Annotated in this window: 13 protein-coding genes and 1 pseudogene; 7 read left to right on the top strand and 7 right to left on the bottom strand. The window is 27.1% G+C overall.

Going from position 1 to position 15,739, the window contains the following annotated elements:
* Window positions 1–725: DUF2920 family protein (locus GQV94_RS05400; protein ID WP_200170024.1), on the top strand; the 725-nt coding region annotated here is incomplete at its 5' end.
* A gap of 32 nt (window positions 726–757) precedes the next feature.
* Here GQV94_RS05400 and GQV94_RS05405 read toward each other — a convergent pair.
* From GQV94_RS05405 to rpsU, 7 genes are all read right to left on the bottom strand, one after another.
* Window positions 758–2,479 carry an ATP-binding protein gene (locus GQV94_RS05405; RefSeq protein WP_200170025.1) on the bottom strand — a complete coding sequence of 574 codons (1,722 nt, stop codon included), beginning with the start codon at window positions 2,477–2,479 and terminating at the stop codon, window positions 758–760.
* Between the two features lie 16 nt (window positions 2,480–2,495).
* Window positions 2,496–2,969 (bottom strand): hypothetical protein, encoded by a 474-nt coding sequence (locus tag GQV94_RS05410; RefSeq protein ID WP_200170026.1) that lies wholly within the window; start codon window positions 2,967–2,969, stop codon window positions 2,496–2,498.
* A complete protein-coding gene (locus GQV94_RS05415) occupies window positions 2,969–3,460 on the bottom strand; it encodes a YajQ family cyclic di-GMP-binding protein (RefSeq protein WP_200170027.1) in 492 nt (163 codons plus the stop codon). The genes GQV94_RS05410 and GQV94_RS05415 overlap by 1 nt, the downstream gene beginning before the upstream one ends.
* Complete coding sequence (locus tag GQV94_RS05420) at window positions 3,450–4,382, bottom strand: D-2-hydroxyacid dehydrogenase (protein WP_200170028.1); 933 nt, start codon at window positions 4,380–4,382, stop codon at window positions 3,450–3,452. Before GQV94_RS05420 ends, GQV94_RS05415 begins: the two co-directional genes overlap by 11 nt.
* Before the next feature lies 1 nt (window position 4,383).
* Window positions 4,384–5,553, bottom strand: coding sequence for a glutathionylspermidine synthase family protein (locus GQV94_RS05425; protein ID WP_200170029.1), 1,170 nt, complete (start codon window positions 5,551–5,553; stop codon window positions 4,384–4,386).
* An 8-nt stretch (window positions 5,554–5,561) separates the two neighbouring features.
* A complete protein-coding gene (locus tag GQV94_RS05430) occupies window positions 5,562–6,155 on the bottom strand; it encodes a UPF0323 family lipoprotein (RefSeq protein ID WP_200170030.1) in 594 nt (197 codons plus the stop codon).
* A 163-nt stretch (window positions 6,156–6,318) separates the two neighbouring features.
* Window positions 6,319–6,531 carry a 30S ribosomal protein S21 gene (gene rpsU, locus GQV94_RS05435; protein ID WP_200170031.1) on the bottom strand — a complete coding sequence of 71 codons (213 nt, stop codon included), beginning with the start codon at window positions 6,529–6,531 and terminating at the stop codon, window positions 6,319–6,321.
* 160 nt (window positions 6,532–6,691) lie between these two features.
* Between rpsU and ccoG the strand changes: the two genes are divergently transcribed.
* The 6 genes and pseudogenes from ccoG (at window position 6,692) to GQV94_RS05465 (ending at window position 15,735) form a co-directional block, all read left to right on the top strand.
* The gene (ccoG, locus tag GQV94_RS05440) at window positions 6,692–8,044 is read left to right on the top strand and encodes a cytochrome c oxidase accessory protein CcoG (RefSeq protein WP_200170032.1); all 1,353 of its coding nucleotides are present in this window, start codon (window positions 6,692–6,694) and stop codon (window positions 8,042–8,044) included.
* A pseudogene (locus GQV94_RS05445) lies at window positions 8,041–8,358 on the top strand (HlyD family efflux transporter periplasmic adaptor subunit); the annotation flags it as partial. The gene ccoG and the pseudogene GQV94_RS05445, both read left to right, overlap by 4 nt.
* An 88-nt stretch (window positions 8,359–8,446) precedes the next feature.
* Window positions 8,447–9,547 carry an efflux RND transporter periplasmic adaptor subunit gene (locus GQV94_RS05450; protein WP_234126399.1) on the top strand — a complete coding sequence of 367 codons (1,101 nt, stop codon included), beginning with the start codon at window positions 8,447–8,449 and terminating at the stop codon, window positions 9,545–9,547.
* Window positions 9,547–12,663: an efflux RND transporter permease subunit gene (locus GQV94_RS05455; protein WP_200170033.1), complete on the top strand. Its 3,117-nt coding sequence runs from the start codon at window positions 9,547–9,549 to the stop codon at window positions 12,661–12,663. Before GQV94_RS05450 ends, GQV94_RS05455 begins: the two co-directional genes overlap by 1 nt.
* Window positions 12,660–14,114 (top strand): multidrug efflux transporter outer membrane subunit CmeC, encoded by a 1,455-nt coding sequence (gene cmeC, locus GQV94_RS05460; RefSeq protein ID WP_200170034.1) that lies wholly within the window; start codon window positions 12,660–12,662, stop codon window positions 14,112–14,114. The genes GQV94_RS05455 and cmeC overlap by 4 nt, the downstream gene beginning before the upstream one ends.
* Window positions 14,115–14,391: 277 nt before the next feature.
* Complete coding sequence (locus GQV94_RS05465) at window positions 14,392–15,735, top strand: coproporphyrinogen III oxidase family protein (protein WP_200170035.1); 1,344 nt, start codon at window positions 14,392–14,394, stop codon at window positions 15,733–15,735.
* Window positions 15,736–15,739 lie beyond the last annotated feature (4 nt).

Genomic DNA, 15,739 nt, shown 5'->3' on the forward strand with positions numbered 1-15,739 from the left:
ATGGCATTATGGCAGCAATTGATCATATCAATGCCTTAAAAGATATAGTTAAAAACTATCCTGAATTTGCAAATTTACCTAAAATTTATGGGGGGGGGTCTTATGGTGGATACTTGTCCTTACTTATAGCTAAGATTGCTCCTTGGTATGTGGATGGGGTGGTTGATAATTCAGGAGGAGCTTTTCCTAATTTAGCTTCTATTTTAGGTAGAGAATTTGGAATTTCTGATTATACTTTTAATGATCCAAATACCTTTATACAAACTTATGTTAAAACTTTTTGGACAAGAGATATTAACTCTCCTTTTTATTTTGGTGATGAAAACTATATGATAAGAGCTTTGCTTAATAAAGATCATCTTCTTTTGCAAAATGAAAAAAATAAAAATATTATTTATACTTCTTACCATAGTCTAAAAGATGAATTTAAAACTGCTGATAGTAAAAAATGTCTTTATGATTTTTATAAAAACCTAGGCTTTGATTCTACTTTACATTTAATAGAAAGTGAAGATCAAATAGATGGAAAATTAATTAAGAGTTTAGAACACGGATTAAGAATGACTGATAAAGCTTTATTTAGACAAGAATTACCTATAGTATTAGAAAAATTAAAAAATAGAAAATCTTTTATGAGAGAAAACTCTATTTCTTATCCTTGTAAAGAAAAGGTTTTTACCTTTAAAGATAAAGAAGATAAATTTGTTTTAGAACTTAGAGGGTGAGCTTATCTAATATTTTATATATAAAATTTTTATTAGATTAAGCCTACTATCTTTGTTTTATCAAAACTAGAATTAAATTCTTTTTGTATATTTTCTAAAAAATCTTTCATTTTAAAAATTCCTTCTTTAGAAACTGCAGCTTTTAAAGCAGTATTTTTTACTACCATTAAAATTTGTGCTCCACTTAATTCATAATTTGCTAAAATTTTTTCATCAAATTCTTTATCAAATTCAGCATTTTTAGGTAAAAATTTCTTCCAAATTTTAAGTCTATCTTCAAAATCTGGCTTTTTAAATTCAATCTTATAATCAAATCTTCTTGAAAACGCACTATCTAAACTTTCTAAAAAATTTGTTGTTGCAATGATTACCCCATTAAATTTCTCTATTTGCTCTAAAAAAATATTTTGCATTTGATTATGCATTTTATCACTTCCGCTACTGCTTTCTATCCTTGTGCTTAAAAACTGATCAGCCTCATTAAGTAAAAGTATAGGATTTTGATTACAAGTTTGAGTGATATTTTTATAAGTATCAAAAATTTTTCTTACATTTTGCTCGCTTTCTCCAACCCATTTACTTAAAATCTTAGAACAATCAAAACTAAGAACCGATTTTTTCATTGATTTAGCTAAAGAAAGAGCTGACATAGTTTTACCCGTTCCAGCTGGACCATAAAAAATGATTTTTGCTTCGATATTCTTGCTTGTCTTAATACCCCATTTAGTGAGTCTTTCTAAAACCTTCTTATCTTGTTGTTTTAAAATGGTATCTAAAAGCTCTTTAGTTTGCTTAGGCATTATAATATCGTTTATATCAGTATTTGGCTCTATAAGTTCAAAAATATCTTGCTCTTTTAAGACACTTTCTAATTTAATTTTTTTATTTTGTTTTGGTTCAAAATTTACAATTCTTTGCAAAATTTTATCACTGATAAAAAAACTCTTTGCGAGCTCTCCAAAATCTTGTAGATACTCATCATATTCGATTAAATCAAGATCAATAAGTCTTGAACCCTCTTCTAAAAACTTTTTATTAGTTCTTTTGTCTAAATCATTTTCACTAATCAAAGAAAGTAAAAAATTAAATTCTCTTGAACTAGAATTTTCATTTGTTAAGGCATATTCTTCTTTTAAAAGTGCTAAAAATAAAATCTGTTCTTTATGATTTAGTTTATTTTCTTTAAAAATATCAGCTAAAACATTATAAAATTTACTTAGCTTTAAACGATCTTTAATGTGTTTTTCAAATTCCTTAATTTGATTTTTAAGCTCAAGATTATAAGAATTAAGTTTAATAAAACTTAGTTTCTCATAAAGCTCGATTTTATAAAACTCATCTTTTAAATATTCTAAAAAATTCTCATAAGGATCTTTTTTGTCAAGTTTTAATTTAGGCTTATCCTCTAAAAAATCTAAAAAATACTCACTTAAACTAATATCACTTTGCAAAAGATTTAATTTTGAATTAGAAAGCTTACTCACTCTAGAGCTTTTTAAAAAATTTAAACTTTGAGTGATAAATCCTCTTTCTAAAAGTTTTTTTAGATCTTCTAAAGCATCTAAATAAGCATATTTTTCTTGTTTAAAAATTCCACTTAATAGAGAAAAAGCGTTAATACTTGATATAGAAATAACATAATTTTTACAAAGTTCTTTTAAAATTAAAGCTTCATTTTTAGAGCATTTGAGCTTTTGATAAAGCTTTGTTTTTTCTATATCTTTTGTATTTAAAAACTCTTTAAGATCTAACATAAATTTCCTTAAGAATTTAATCAAGCTTTTGAATTGTAATTTTTGTTTTATTTAATTTATCTAAAAAAAATGTTTGATTATTGCAAACCTCATAAATGATATCATAATCTAATCCTTTGATTGATTGCTTAAAACCACAATCTTGTTTTTGCAAGTTTTTAGCATTAAACAAAGGTCTATTTTTTAAAATATCCTCTAAAAAATCATCATAAAAAGAATTTTTAAAAAATTTTTTATTAAAAAGCTTTTTATCATAACAAATTTCATTTAAACAAATTTTATCTTCTATTTTAATTCTAAAAAAAGCCTGACCCAATTTATAAACTTCTAAATAAGTCATTTTGCCATTTTGCTCTAAAAAACCTGCATCTTGAATACGCACAAGAGGAGAATTAAAATTAATCATTACGCTTTTAGTATTTGCCTCATAAGTTTTTATAGAACAAGCATTTAAAAAAAATAAAATGATAAGAAAATATATTTTATTCATTATTTTAAATTCTTAAAAGTTAAATTAAGCTCTAAATTAAGATTTTTTACTAAACGCATCACACTTTGTAAATCATCAATTTGTTTTGAAACTACGCGAATTTCATCTCCTCGTATGCTAGAATTTACTTTAAGTTTGCTATCTTTTATAGCTTTATTGATTTTTTTAGCACTTTCACTATCTATACTATCATTTACTTTTAAATTTAAACGATACATTGCCCCATTTTCTTTTGAAAGCTCTTTAATCGCGTTAGAATTAATATTTCTTTTAATAAGTTTAGAGATTAAGATATCTTTTAAAACATCAAGTTTTGCCTCACTTGAGGAACTTAATTTAAAAATATTTTCTTTTTCACTAAATTCAATTTCTGTTTTTATACCTTTTAAATCATAACGCGTATCAAGCTCTTTTTTTGCTTGTTCAAAAGCATTTTTAATTTCTTGCTTATCAATTGCAGCTGTAATATCAAAACTATGCTCACTTGCCATTTTCGATCCATTCTTTAAGATTTTCATATACTTTTTTCATTAGATTATTTATAGCCTCCTCGCTTGCCCAAGCAATATGTGGAGTAAGAATTAAATTTTGTATATTTTTAATTTTTAAAAGTGGATGATCTTGTATCATTGGTTCTTTTTCCAATACATCAAGCCCTACACGAATTCCTTTTTCATCTATAATCTTTGCTAAATCTTGTTCATTGATAATCCCACCTCTACCAACATTAATCAAAATAGCATCATCTTTTAAAAGTTTCATTTTTTCATAATCAATTAAATTATAAGTCTTATCGTTTAAAGGAGCATGAATACTAATAATATCACAAGTGCTTAATAATGTATCCAAATCTAAAGAAATATAATCATTATTGTGATTGAGTCCTGAAGTAGAATAATAACAAACATCAGCTCCAAAAGAATTTGCAATCTTAGCTACTTCTTTTCCTATAGTTCCAAGTCCTATAATGCCATATTTTTTACCTTCTAAAGAATGTAAAATTTTACTAAAATCTGTAAATATAGGACTTTTTATCCACTTTTGTTCTTTACACCACTTATCATAATAAATAATTTGATTTAAAAAAGAAAAAAGCAAAGCAAAAGTATGTTGCACTACACTTTTAGTTGAATAAGCTTCAACATTTTTAACTTTAATACCTTTAGAATTAGCATAAGCAACATCGATATTATTTACTCCTGTTGCTGTTTCTAAAATAAGTTTTAAATTTGTATTATCAATTACTTCTTTATCAATGATAATTTTATTAATCATTGCAACATCTGCTTCTTTTAATCTTTCAATTACCTCATCTTTTTTAGTGGTTTCATAAGATTTAAACTCACCAAAATCATTAAAAATAGACAAATCATAATTGCCTAAAGTTTTAGCATCTAAACATACAATTTTCATTTTATTCCTCGATAATATGTCCTACAAATTTAGAGCTATTATCTAATATCATAGAACCTTTTCTAAAGCCTAAACCACAACCCTCATAAGCAAAAAATACTCCCGCTTGATAATATTTTTCATTATGTTCATTTAATTTTACATATTCTTGATAAATAAAATTATTTTGATAAGGACCTTGATTTTCACAAATTACTTTACCATCTTTTACTATACTAATATTTGCACCTTCTCTACCAAAAATAGGTTTTTTAACATAAGATTTGTTATTTAAAGGCTTATCACTTGTCTCTAAAAGTAAAGGATGATTTGGATAAAGCTCCCATAAAATTTTCATAATGCCTTTACTTTGAAAAAGTAAAGTATAAGCAGGATTTAAAATAATAGCTTTTTGATTTTTCATAATTTGTGTTAAAAGTGCAGCAAGTTCTCCTTCTTCTATAGCTATATCTTCCCAAGGAATAAGCTTAAACCAATACTCATAATTTTGCCCGTCTTTAAAAATTCCTTCATTTTCGTTAAATTCAACCTCATCAACATAGGCAAAATGTGTATGAAATCCTGCTTCTTTTGCAATATGTTCAAGTAATTTTGTTGTAATAACTTCTTCTTGATTACTAGCAATACTAGAAAAAAGAATTTTCCAACCCTGATAATATTCTTCAAAAGAGTTAGGATCATCATTTAAAGTAATAAGTCTTTTAAAATTATCCATTAAAGCTTCATAGATATTATTAAACTGAGATCTTTCATCCATATTATTTTGCTTAAGTAAAGCCCATTGCAAAATAGCACTTTCAAAAAGCATGGTAGGAGTATCAGCATTAAATTCTAATAATTTTATAGGCTTTCCATCAATACCACCAGCAAAATCAAATCTGCCATATAAATGCCAATGAACTTCATTTTCCCAACTAATTTTAATGATATCCCTAAGATTAAAAGGAATGGCTAATTCATCAAAACGATCATTATCTATAACATTTTGAGCTGCTGCTATAAACATATCATAAAGCTCATTTGCAGCTTCATAATATGCATTAGCTTCATTTGGTGTTATACATACTAACTCATCACTTATATAATCGCTTCCATCAGAATCAGTATGCCAAGAAAAACCCATACTTTCTAAATAATCTTTTTTTAGTTTTTCTACTTTTAATAATTTCATTTTTACCCTTAAGATCCAAAACTTGTTTGAGAATTTGCTTTAGAATTACTTCCAAAAAAACCAGATTTACCAGAATTTCCAGCTTTAGCTGAATTTGCTTGATTAAAGCTATTTACACTCCTTTGATACGCACTTTGATTAGTAAAAGCTCCTCTTTGCTGATTAGCAAAATTAGAATTGTTAAAAAGTTTTGATCCTATCCAGCTTCCAAGTATAGCTCCAGCTGCGCTAGCAAGTAAAGTTTCACCCAAAGATAATCCCCCGCTACTTATTTGAGCATTATCTTTAGTTAAATTTGATGTTCCATTATCAATTTTAGCGGCTTCTTCTTTGATCAAAGCATCCATTTCTTCTTTGCTTAAAATTCTTTCAGTTCCATTTAATTCTTTTAAAATAACTCTTGTTTCATTGCTAGGATATTGATCTTTAATTTTATATTGATTTGGTGCTATTTCTTCTATGATTACAAAAGCACCTTCTTGTGCTTGTGTCTGAGCTAAAGAATCATTTTGATTTGAATTACAACCACTTAAAGCTCCTAGAGAAATTACACTCAATCCCCCTATTACGCTAATTTCGATTATCTTTTTAATATGCTTCATATAAAATCCTTAAATTGTTTAAAAATTTTTAAAATTTTAACAAAATTTTTATGATAAATTTCAAATTTATATAGATAGTTATAAAAATTATTAATAAGTTTAGAGTATTTTATAGTGTTAAATTTATTATATAGTTAATCAAAAGCCAAAAAGGCCTTTGATTTTAAAGTCTTGATTCGTAGCGTCTTAACATATAAAGTTTTTTAAGCATTTTTTTGCGTGCTGAAATTTTTTGTTTTTTACGAATTTCAGTCATAGGTTCAAAAAATCTTCTTGCTCTTACTTCAGTTACAATAAGATTTCTATCCACTTGCTTTTTAAACTTGCGATATGCTTCATCAAAAGACTCGTTAGGATGCACCTTAATTCCTGGCACTACCCTCACCACCTTTCATAAAAATATTTTTGGCTTGTAATTTTATGCAAAAATTACTAAATAAAACTTTAAGCTTAAATTATTTTTTAGAAGTTATAATCCTTCAATTAAAATTAAAATCAAAAATCCATCCAAAATTTACATAATTTTAGGAATTTATATGCAATATATCACACATTATACAAAAAGACGTTATATAACATATTTTATTATTACTTTAATTATTTTCATTTTGCCATTTATTAAAATCAATAATAATCATTTTTTTCTTCTTGATTTTATAAATGAGAAACTTAATTTATTTTTCATATCTTTTGATACTCAAGAACTTTATCTTATGCCTTTTATATTAATGTTTCTTTTTATAGGAATATTTTTTATAACAACTTTAGCAGGTAGAATTTGGTGTGCTTGGAGTTGTCCTCAAACATTATTTCGTGTTATTTATAGAGATTTAATTCAAACAAAACTCCTTAAAATCCGCAAAAATATAAACAACAAACAAAAGGAATATCCTAAAAATTTTATTAAAAAAATTTTTGGAATTTTAATTTTTTATATGATTTCTTTAATAGCAGTAAGTAATTTTTTATGGTATTTTGTGCCTCCTGAAATATTTTTTAATTATTTAAAAAATCCTCAAGAACACTTACTTTTAGTTGGAATTTTATTTTTTGTTTCTCTATTTTTAACTTTTGATATAACTTGGTGGGCTGAGAAATTTTGTATTTATGTTTGTCCTTATGCAAGAATTCAATCTGTTATGTTTGATCATAATACAATGCAAGTAATTTACGATGAGAAAAGAGGAGGAATAATCTATAAGGATAAAATTAAACTTTATAAAAAACCTCCACAAGGAGATTGTATAGGATGTGAAGCTTGTGTTGATATTTGCCCTACACATATTGATATACGTAAAGGAATGCAACTTGAATGCATTAATTGCCTTGAATGTGCTGATGCTTGCTCTAAAATTCAAAACAAATTTAATCGTCCAAGTCTTATAGAATGGACAAGTATAGAAGCTATGAAAACTAAAAGTAAGGTTAAATTTTTAAGATTTAAAACTATTGGTTATTTAATAGTTCTTTTAATTATTTTAGTTTTATTAATTATCACAGGTAGCAAAAAAGAAAAGATGCTTTTAAATATTAATCGCAATAGCGAACTTTATAGCATTGATAATAAAAATGGAAAATTAGAAATAACTAATGCTTATACATTTTTATTTCAAAATACTGATAATCAAGCACATAAATATTATTTTACATTAGAAGAAGAAAATGGTAGTTTAAATACTGACATAGAAATTATAAGACCTAAAAAAGCTTTTAAACTTGAAGCAGGAGAAAAAATAAAAAAAATTGTAGTATTAAAAGCTAAAAAAAATTTAAATTCCCATACTCAAAAAGATATCATTATCCCTATTACAATTAAAGCTTATGCTGTTGATAATGATAAAATCTTTGTTCATAGGAAAAGCATTTTTATTTATCCTAAAAATCAATAATCAATGTCAAAGGCTATAAAGCAAATGTAAATTCTGCTTATGGAAAAGTTTTAACAGCAAAAGCAAATTTTGATAGTGCTAAGGCTAATCTTACAAGTGCAAGAGCAGATTTAGCTAGTGCTAAAATTGATTTAAATTATACTCAAATTGTTGCTCCATTTGATGGTGTAATAGGTGATGCATTGATTAATATAGGAGATTTTGTTAGTGCAAGCACTACAGAGCTTGTTCGTGTTACAAATCTTAATCCAATTTATGCTGATTTTTATATCTCTGATACAGATAAATTAAATCTTAATCGCAATATACAGACTAAAGTAGTTATTAATTCAAAGTTAATAATTAAAAGTTATAATAAAAGTTTTGATTTAAAAGATTGTTAAATTTAAATAAGGAGGAATAATGATTTTAAAAAAGAATATTTTTCTAATTTTAAGTATTGCAATTTTTATTAGTGCTTGTAACGAAAAAGAAACTCCAAAAATGGCTATGCCAGCACAACCTGTAAGCGCTATGAGTGTTAAAGGTGAAGATTTACCTTTAAAATTTACCTATCCTACAAAATTGGTAAGTGATTATGATGTAATTATCAAACCTCAAGTAAGTGGGGTCATAGTTGAAAAATACTTTAAGGCCGGAGATCTTGTAAAAAAGGGTCAAAAACTTTTTTTAATCGAGCCTGATAAATTTGAAGCAAATGTAAATTCTGCTTATGGAAAAGTTTTAACAGCAAAAGCAAATTTTGATAGTGCTTCTAAAGACTATGAAAGAAATAAAATCTTATTTGAAAAAAAGGCCATTTCTCAAAAAGAGTATGATACTTCTTTAGCAAATTTTGATAGTGCTAAGGCTAATCTTACAAGTGCAAGAGCAGATTTAGCTAGTGCTAAAATTGATTTAAATTATACTCAAATTGTTGCTCCATTTGATGGTGTAATAGGTGATGCATTGATTAATATAGGAGATTTTGTTAGTGCAAGCACTACAGAGCTTGTTCGTGTTACAAATCTTAATCCAATTTATGCTGATTTTTATATCTCTGATACAGATAAATTAAATCTTAATCGCAATATACAGACTGGAAAATGGGAACTTGATAATATTCACACTATCTTAAATGTCAATGGAGAAATCAAACAAGGAAAATTATATTTTATTGATTCTGTAATTGATTCTAAAAGTGGAAGTGTAAAAGCTAAAGCCATTTTTGACAACAATAACTCCACTTTACTTCCAGGAACTTTTGCAAATATCACATCTGAAGGTTTTATTCAAAAAAATGGCTATAAAATTCCTCAAAGTGCGATAATGCAAAACCAAAATGAAGTTTATGTTTATACTATAGTTAACAACAAAGTAACCAAAACTCCAGTTCATATAAGCTATCAAGATAATGAATATGCCATTATTAGTTCAGGGCTTAAAGATAATGATAAAGTTATTTTAGATAATTTCAAAAAAATTCGTATAGGCTCTGATGTTCAAGAAGTTGGGAGCAAATAATGTTTTCTAAATTTTTTATAGAAAGACCTATATTTGCCTCTGTAGTCGCTATAATAATTTCAATCGCTGGAGCTATTGGTTTAGTAAATCTACCAGTAGAACAATACCCTTCTTTAACTCCGCCAACCGTTCAAGTAAGCGCTACTTATACAGGAGCAGATGCTAGAACTATTGCATCAACGGTTGCAACACCTATTGAAGATGCAATTAATGGTGTGGAAAATATGATTTATATGGATTCTACAAGTTCTCCAGGACAAATGAAATTAACTGTTTATTTTGATATAGGAACCAATCCAGATCAAGCAACAATTGATGTAAATAACAGAATTTCAGAAGCAACAGCCAAACTTCCAGAAGCTGTAAAAAAACTTGGAGTCACTGTTAGAAAATCCTCTTCTACAATACTTGAGGTACTTTCTGTATATTCAGAAGATGGCTCGATGAGTGATATAGATATTTATAATTATGTTTCTTTAAATATCTTAGATGAATTAAAAAGAGTCCCAGGTGTTGGAAATGTCTCTGCTATAGGCGAAAAAGACTATTCAATGAGAATTTGGTTAAAACCTGATTTATTAAATAAATTTGGTGTCACTGCAAATGATGTTATAAGTGCAATAAACGATCAAAATGCACAATACGCTACAGGAAAAATCGGAGAAGAACCTGTGGTCAATAAATCACCTCAAGTTCTTACTATCACTATGCAAGGAAGACTTCAAACTCCACAAGAATTTGAAAATATTATTTTAAGAGTAAATGAAGATAATTCTTTTCTAAGAATTAAAGATGTAGCACAAGTAGAAATAGGGGCAAAACAATATAATTCTACGGGTCGTTCAGATACAAGTTCAGCTGTTCCAATTATGATTAATTTGCAATCAGGAGCAAATGCTGTAAATACTGCAAAACTTGTTGAAGAAAGAATGCAAGAACTTTCTAAAAATTTTCCAGAAGGTTTAAAATATAGAACTCCTTATGATACAACTATATTTGTTAAAGCTTCTATTAAAGAAGTTATAAAAACTTTCGTTGAAGCTTTAGTACTAGTTCTTGTTGTAATGTATCTTTTCTTAAAAAATTTTAGATCAACTATCATTCCTATGATAGCAGTTCCTGTTTCTTTGCTAGGAACTTTTGCCATACTTTATCTTTTAGGCTTTAGTATCAATCTTTTAACACTATTTGCTCTTGTTTTAGCCATTGGAATTGTTGTAGATGATGCTATTATAGTTGTTGAAAATATTGATAGAATTCTTCATGAAAATCCTGATATTTCAGTTAAAGATGCAGCAATTCAAGCAATGAATGAAGTAAGCTCGCCTGTTATCTCTATCGTTCTTGTATTGTGTGCTGTTTTTATACCTGTTTCTTTTATTTCAGGATTTGTAGGAGAAATTCAAAGACAATTTGCTCTTACTTTAGCAATTTCTGTTGCTATTTCAGGATTTGTCGCTCTAACACTTACCCCTTCTTTATCTGCTTTATTTTTAACAAGAAATGAAGGCAAACCTTTTTATTTTGTTCAAAAATTTAATGACTTTTTTGACTGGAGTACTTCTGTATTTAGCAGTGGTGTCGCTTATATACTAAAAAGAACTATTCGTTTTGTGCTTATATTTTTCATTATGATAGGATCTATTTTCTATCTTTATAAAATTGTTCCAAGTTCTTTAGTTCCTTCTGAAGATCAAGGGGTTATTATGAGCATTATCAATCTTCCTTCTGGATCATCTATACATAGAACTATTGAAGAGGTTGATAAAATCAATCAAAATGCTACTCAAATAGAAAGCATTGAATCAAGTGTTTCTCTTGTAGGATTTGATTTATTTACAAGTTCTTTAAAAGAAAATGCTGCAGCAGTATTTTTCAAACTTAAAGATTGGAGTCAAAGAGAAGAAAGTTCTAATCAATTGATCGCACAATTATTTAAACAATATGCAGCAGATAGAAATGCATTAAGTTATTTTTTAAATCCACCACCAATACCAGGTCTTAGTTTAACAGGTGGCTTTGAAATGTATGCTCAAAATAAGAGCGGTAAAGATTATGATGCTATACAACAAGATGTTAATAAAATGCTTGAACTTGCAAGAACAAGAAAAGAACTTGCTAATGTAAGAACTACCCTTGATACAAGTTTTCCACAATATAAACTTATCATCGATAGGGATAAAATGAAATATTATAATCTTAGCATGCAAGATGTTTTTAACACAATCAGTGCAACTATAGGAACATATTATGTTAATGATTTTCCTATGTTGGGTAAAAATTTCCAAGTAAATATTAGAGCTTTAGGAGACTTTAGAAATACTCAAGATGCATTGAAAAATATCTATGTAAGATCAAGCGATAATCAAATGATCCCTTTAAATTCATTCTTGAGTCTTGTAAGAACTGCAGGTCCTGATGATGTAAAAAGATTTAATCTTTTCCCAGCAGCTTTAATTCAAGGAGATCCTGCTCCAGGATATACCTCAGGACAAGCTATTAATGCTATTGCTGAAGTAGCAAAACAAAGTCTAGGAGATGAGTATTCTATCGCTTGGTCAGGATCGGCTTATCAAGAAGTAAGTTCTAAAGGAACTGGAGCATATGCTTTTGTTTTAGGTATGGTGTTTGTATTTTTAATCTTAGCAGCACAATATGAAAGATGGTTAATGCCACTTGCTGTTATCACAGCTGTTCCTTTTGCAGTTTTTGGCTCCTTTTTACTTGTAGCACTTAGAGGATTTGACAACGATATATACTTTCAAACAGGACTTTTACTTTTAATAGGACTTTCTGCTAAAAACGCTATTTTAATTATAGAATTTGCAATGGAAGAGCGCTTAAAAAAAGGAAAAAGCATTTTTGAAGCAGCCATTAATGCAGCTAAATTGAGATTTAGACCTATTGTTATGACTTCTTTAGCATTTACTTTTGGAGTTTTACCAATGATTTTTGCTAGTGGTGCAGGAAGTGCTTCAAGACACGCCTTAGGGACTGGACTTGTGGGAGGAATGATTGCAGCATCAACGCTAGCAATATTTTTTGTTCCATTATTTTTCTATCTTTTAGAAAGTTTTAATGAATGGCTAGATAAAAAAAGAGGTAAAATAAAATGAAAAAATTATTATATCTTTTTATCTTATTTTTTCTTAGTGCTTGTTCTTTAAGCCCTAATTTAAAAATACCAGAAGCAAACTATAGTATTGATAATAATCAATTAAATATTACAAAAGAAAATAATATTTCAAGTCAATGGTGGAAAGAGTTTGATGATGAGAATTTAAATAAACTCATAGATTTAGCTCTTAAAAATAATAACGATTTAAAGCTTGCTTTTATCCATATGGAGCAAGCTTCTGCTCAATTAGGCATAGATTTTAGTAGCTTGTTGCCAAAATTAGATGGAAGTGCTGATGCAAGTCGTGGAAAAACTTCTATAAATGCCCCTAGCAACCAAACAGGAAAAGTAAATTATAATAATGATTTTAAAATGGGACTTAATTTAAGCTATGAGCTTGATCTTTGGGGTAAATATCGTGATACATATCGTGCTTCAAAATCAGCTTTTAAAGCAAGCGAATATGATTATGAAGCAGCAAGACTTTCTATAATTTCAAGTACAGCCCAAGCTTATTTTAATTTTACAAATGCATACGAGAATGAAAATACGCTTAAAGATGCATACGCTTCTGCAAAAGAAATTTATAGAATTAATGATGAAAAATTTCAAGCAGGTGCAGTTGGAGAATATGAACTCTCTCAAGCAAAAGCCAACTTAGAAAGCATAGCTTTACAATATAATGAAGCAAAATTAAATAAAGAAAATTATTTAAAAGCTTTAAAAATTTTAACTTCAAATGATTTAAATGATATACTCTATAAAGATCAAGCTTATCAAGCTTTTAATCTTAAAGAATTTAATATACCAACTGGGATTTCAAGCACTATTTTACTTCAACGTCCTGATATTGGTTCTTCTTTAGAAAAACTTATTCAACAAAATTATCTTGTTGGAGTAGCTAGAACAGCATTTTTACCAAGTCTTTCTTTAACAGGATTATTAGGGTTTGAAAGTAGAGATTTAGATACACTTGTAAATGGAGGCTCCAAAACTTGGAATATAGGCGGGAATTTTACAATGCCTATTTTTCATTGGGGAGAAATTTACCAGAATGTAAATTTAGTCAAACTTAATAAAGATGAAGCCTTTATAAATTATCAAAATACTCTAATTACTGCTTTTGGAGAAATTCGCTATGCCTTAGTAGCTAGAAAAAATATACGCTTACAATATGATAATGCACAATCAAGCGAACAATCTTATAAAAGAATTTATGAAATTGCCAAAGAACGTTATGATATAGGTGAAATGTCTTTACAAGATTATTTAGAAGCACGTCAAAATTGGCTTAATGCTACAATTGCCTTTAATAACACTAAATATTCTTATGCTAATTCTATAGTAGAGGTTATTAAAGCTTTTGGAGGCGGATTTGAGCAAAATGAAAATATAAGTAAAAATATAGAACAAGATTCAAAAAATTTAGATATGTCTTTTAGAGAATAGTTTCTATTCTCTAAAAATAAATAAAATCTATATTAGTTTATAATTAATTTAACATTCTTAAAAAATAAAAACTTATTTTAGGAATATTTTATTAAAGTAAAGATAAAATTTAAAATCAGCTCTTTATTTAAATAAAGTATTTAAATTTTAAATGATTTTATTTTACTCATTATATCTTTTTAGCTAAAATCTTTTTTTTGGTTAAAAAATAAAAAATTTACCGCTTAGTTAAATAAAAACTGTTAAAGTTTTATTAAAATTTTATCTTAGGAACAACATGAACTTTTTTCAAAATCTTGCTTTAAAATATTCTCACAATATGATGGAAAAATCTTTAAGACAAGGTTTTAATATCGAGCTTTTAAAAACACCTAAAGAAAAACTTCCGCAAAATCATAAGCAATATATGCTATATATGCATATACCATTTTGTCATACTTTTTGCCCTTATTGTAGTTTTCATAAATATTATTATAATGAAAATTTGGCAAAAGCTTATTTTGAAAATTTGCGTAAAGAAATTCAAATTATAAAAGAACAAGGTTTTGATTTTACTTCTTTGTATGTTGGTGGAGGAACTACGCTTATTAACGAAGAAGAACTTCTAAAAACTTTAGAACTTTGCAAAAAACTTTTCTCTATTAAAGAAATCTCTTGTGAGAGCGATCCAAATCATATAAAGCCTGAAAAATTAATTCTATTTAAAGGTCTTATAGATCGTTTAAGTTGTGGAATACAAAGTTTTGACGATAATATTTTAAAAAAAATATCAAGATATAACAAATTTGGCTCTTCAAAAGAACTTCAAGAAAAAATATCTAAAGCTTTGGGAATTTTACCTATTTTTAGTATAGATTTAATTTTTAATTTTCCAGGGCAAACTAAAGAACAATTATTAAATGATCTAGAAATTGCAAAAAATTTAACACCTCAACAAATTACAACTTATCCTTTAATGAAATCAAATCTTACTAAAGATAATATTGCTAAAAGTTTAGGTATAAGTTTTAAAGACAATGAATTTGAATTTTATAAAATAATACGAGAATCTTTAAAAAATTATGTTCAAAACAATAGCTGGTCTTTTTCTTTGCAAAAAAATTCTTTAAATGATGAATACGTAAGTTCTCATCATGAATATTTAGGCATTGGTAGTGGAGCTTTTAGTTTTTTAGAAGGTGAGCTTTTGATTAATGCTTTTAATTTGAATGATTATGCAAAACTTATAAAAGAACAACGCAATGCCAATATAGCAAAAGCTTATTTCAATAAAAAAGAAATTATAAAATATGTTTTTTTAACAGAAATTTTTGCTGGAAAAATTGAAATAAATAAATTTAATAAAACTTTAAATTGCAACCTTGAAAAAGATCTTTTTATAGAACTTTTGGGTTTAAAATTAAGTAAAGCAATTTATAAGGAAAATGATTCTTTTTATAGCACTGATTTTGGCAAATATCTTTTTGTTGTCTTGATGAAAGATTTTTATACAGGAATGGATCTTGTACGTGCAGTCTTTAGAGATGATGAACGCCTAAAAAACAAAAATTTTATTGATGTAATGAAAGAAAATATTGATCCGTTAAATTCCACCAGTATGGAATTTAAAACAGAGCAATAAAACA

Origin of the sequence: Campylobacter sp. TTU_617 (assembly GCF_016599045.1) — a bacterium.
In the GTDB taxonomy this organism is placed as follows: Bacteria; Campylobacterota; Campylobacteria; order Campylobacterales; family Campylobacteraceae; genus Campylobacter_D.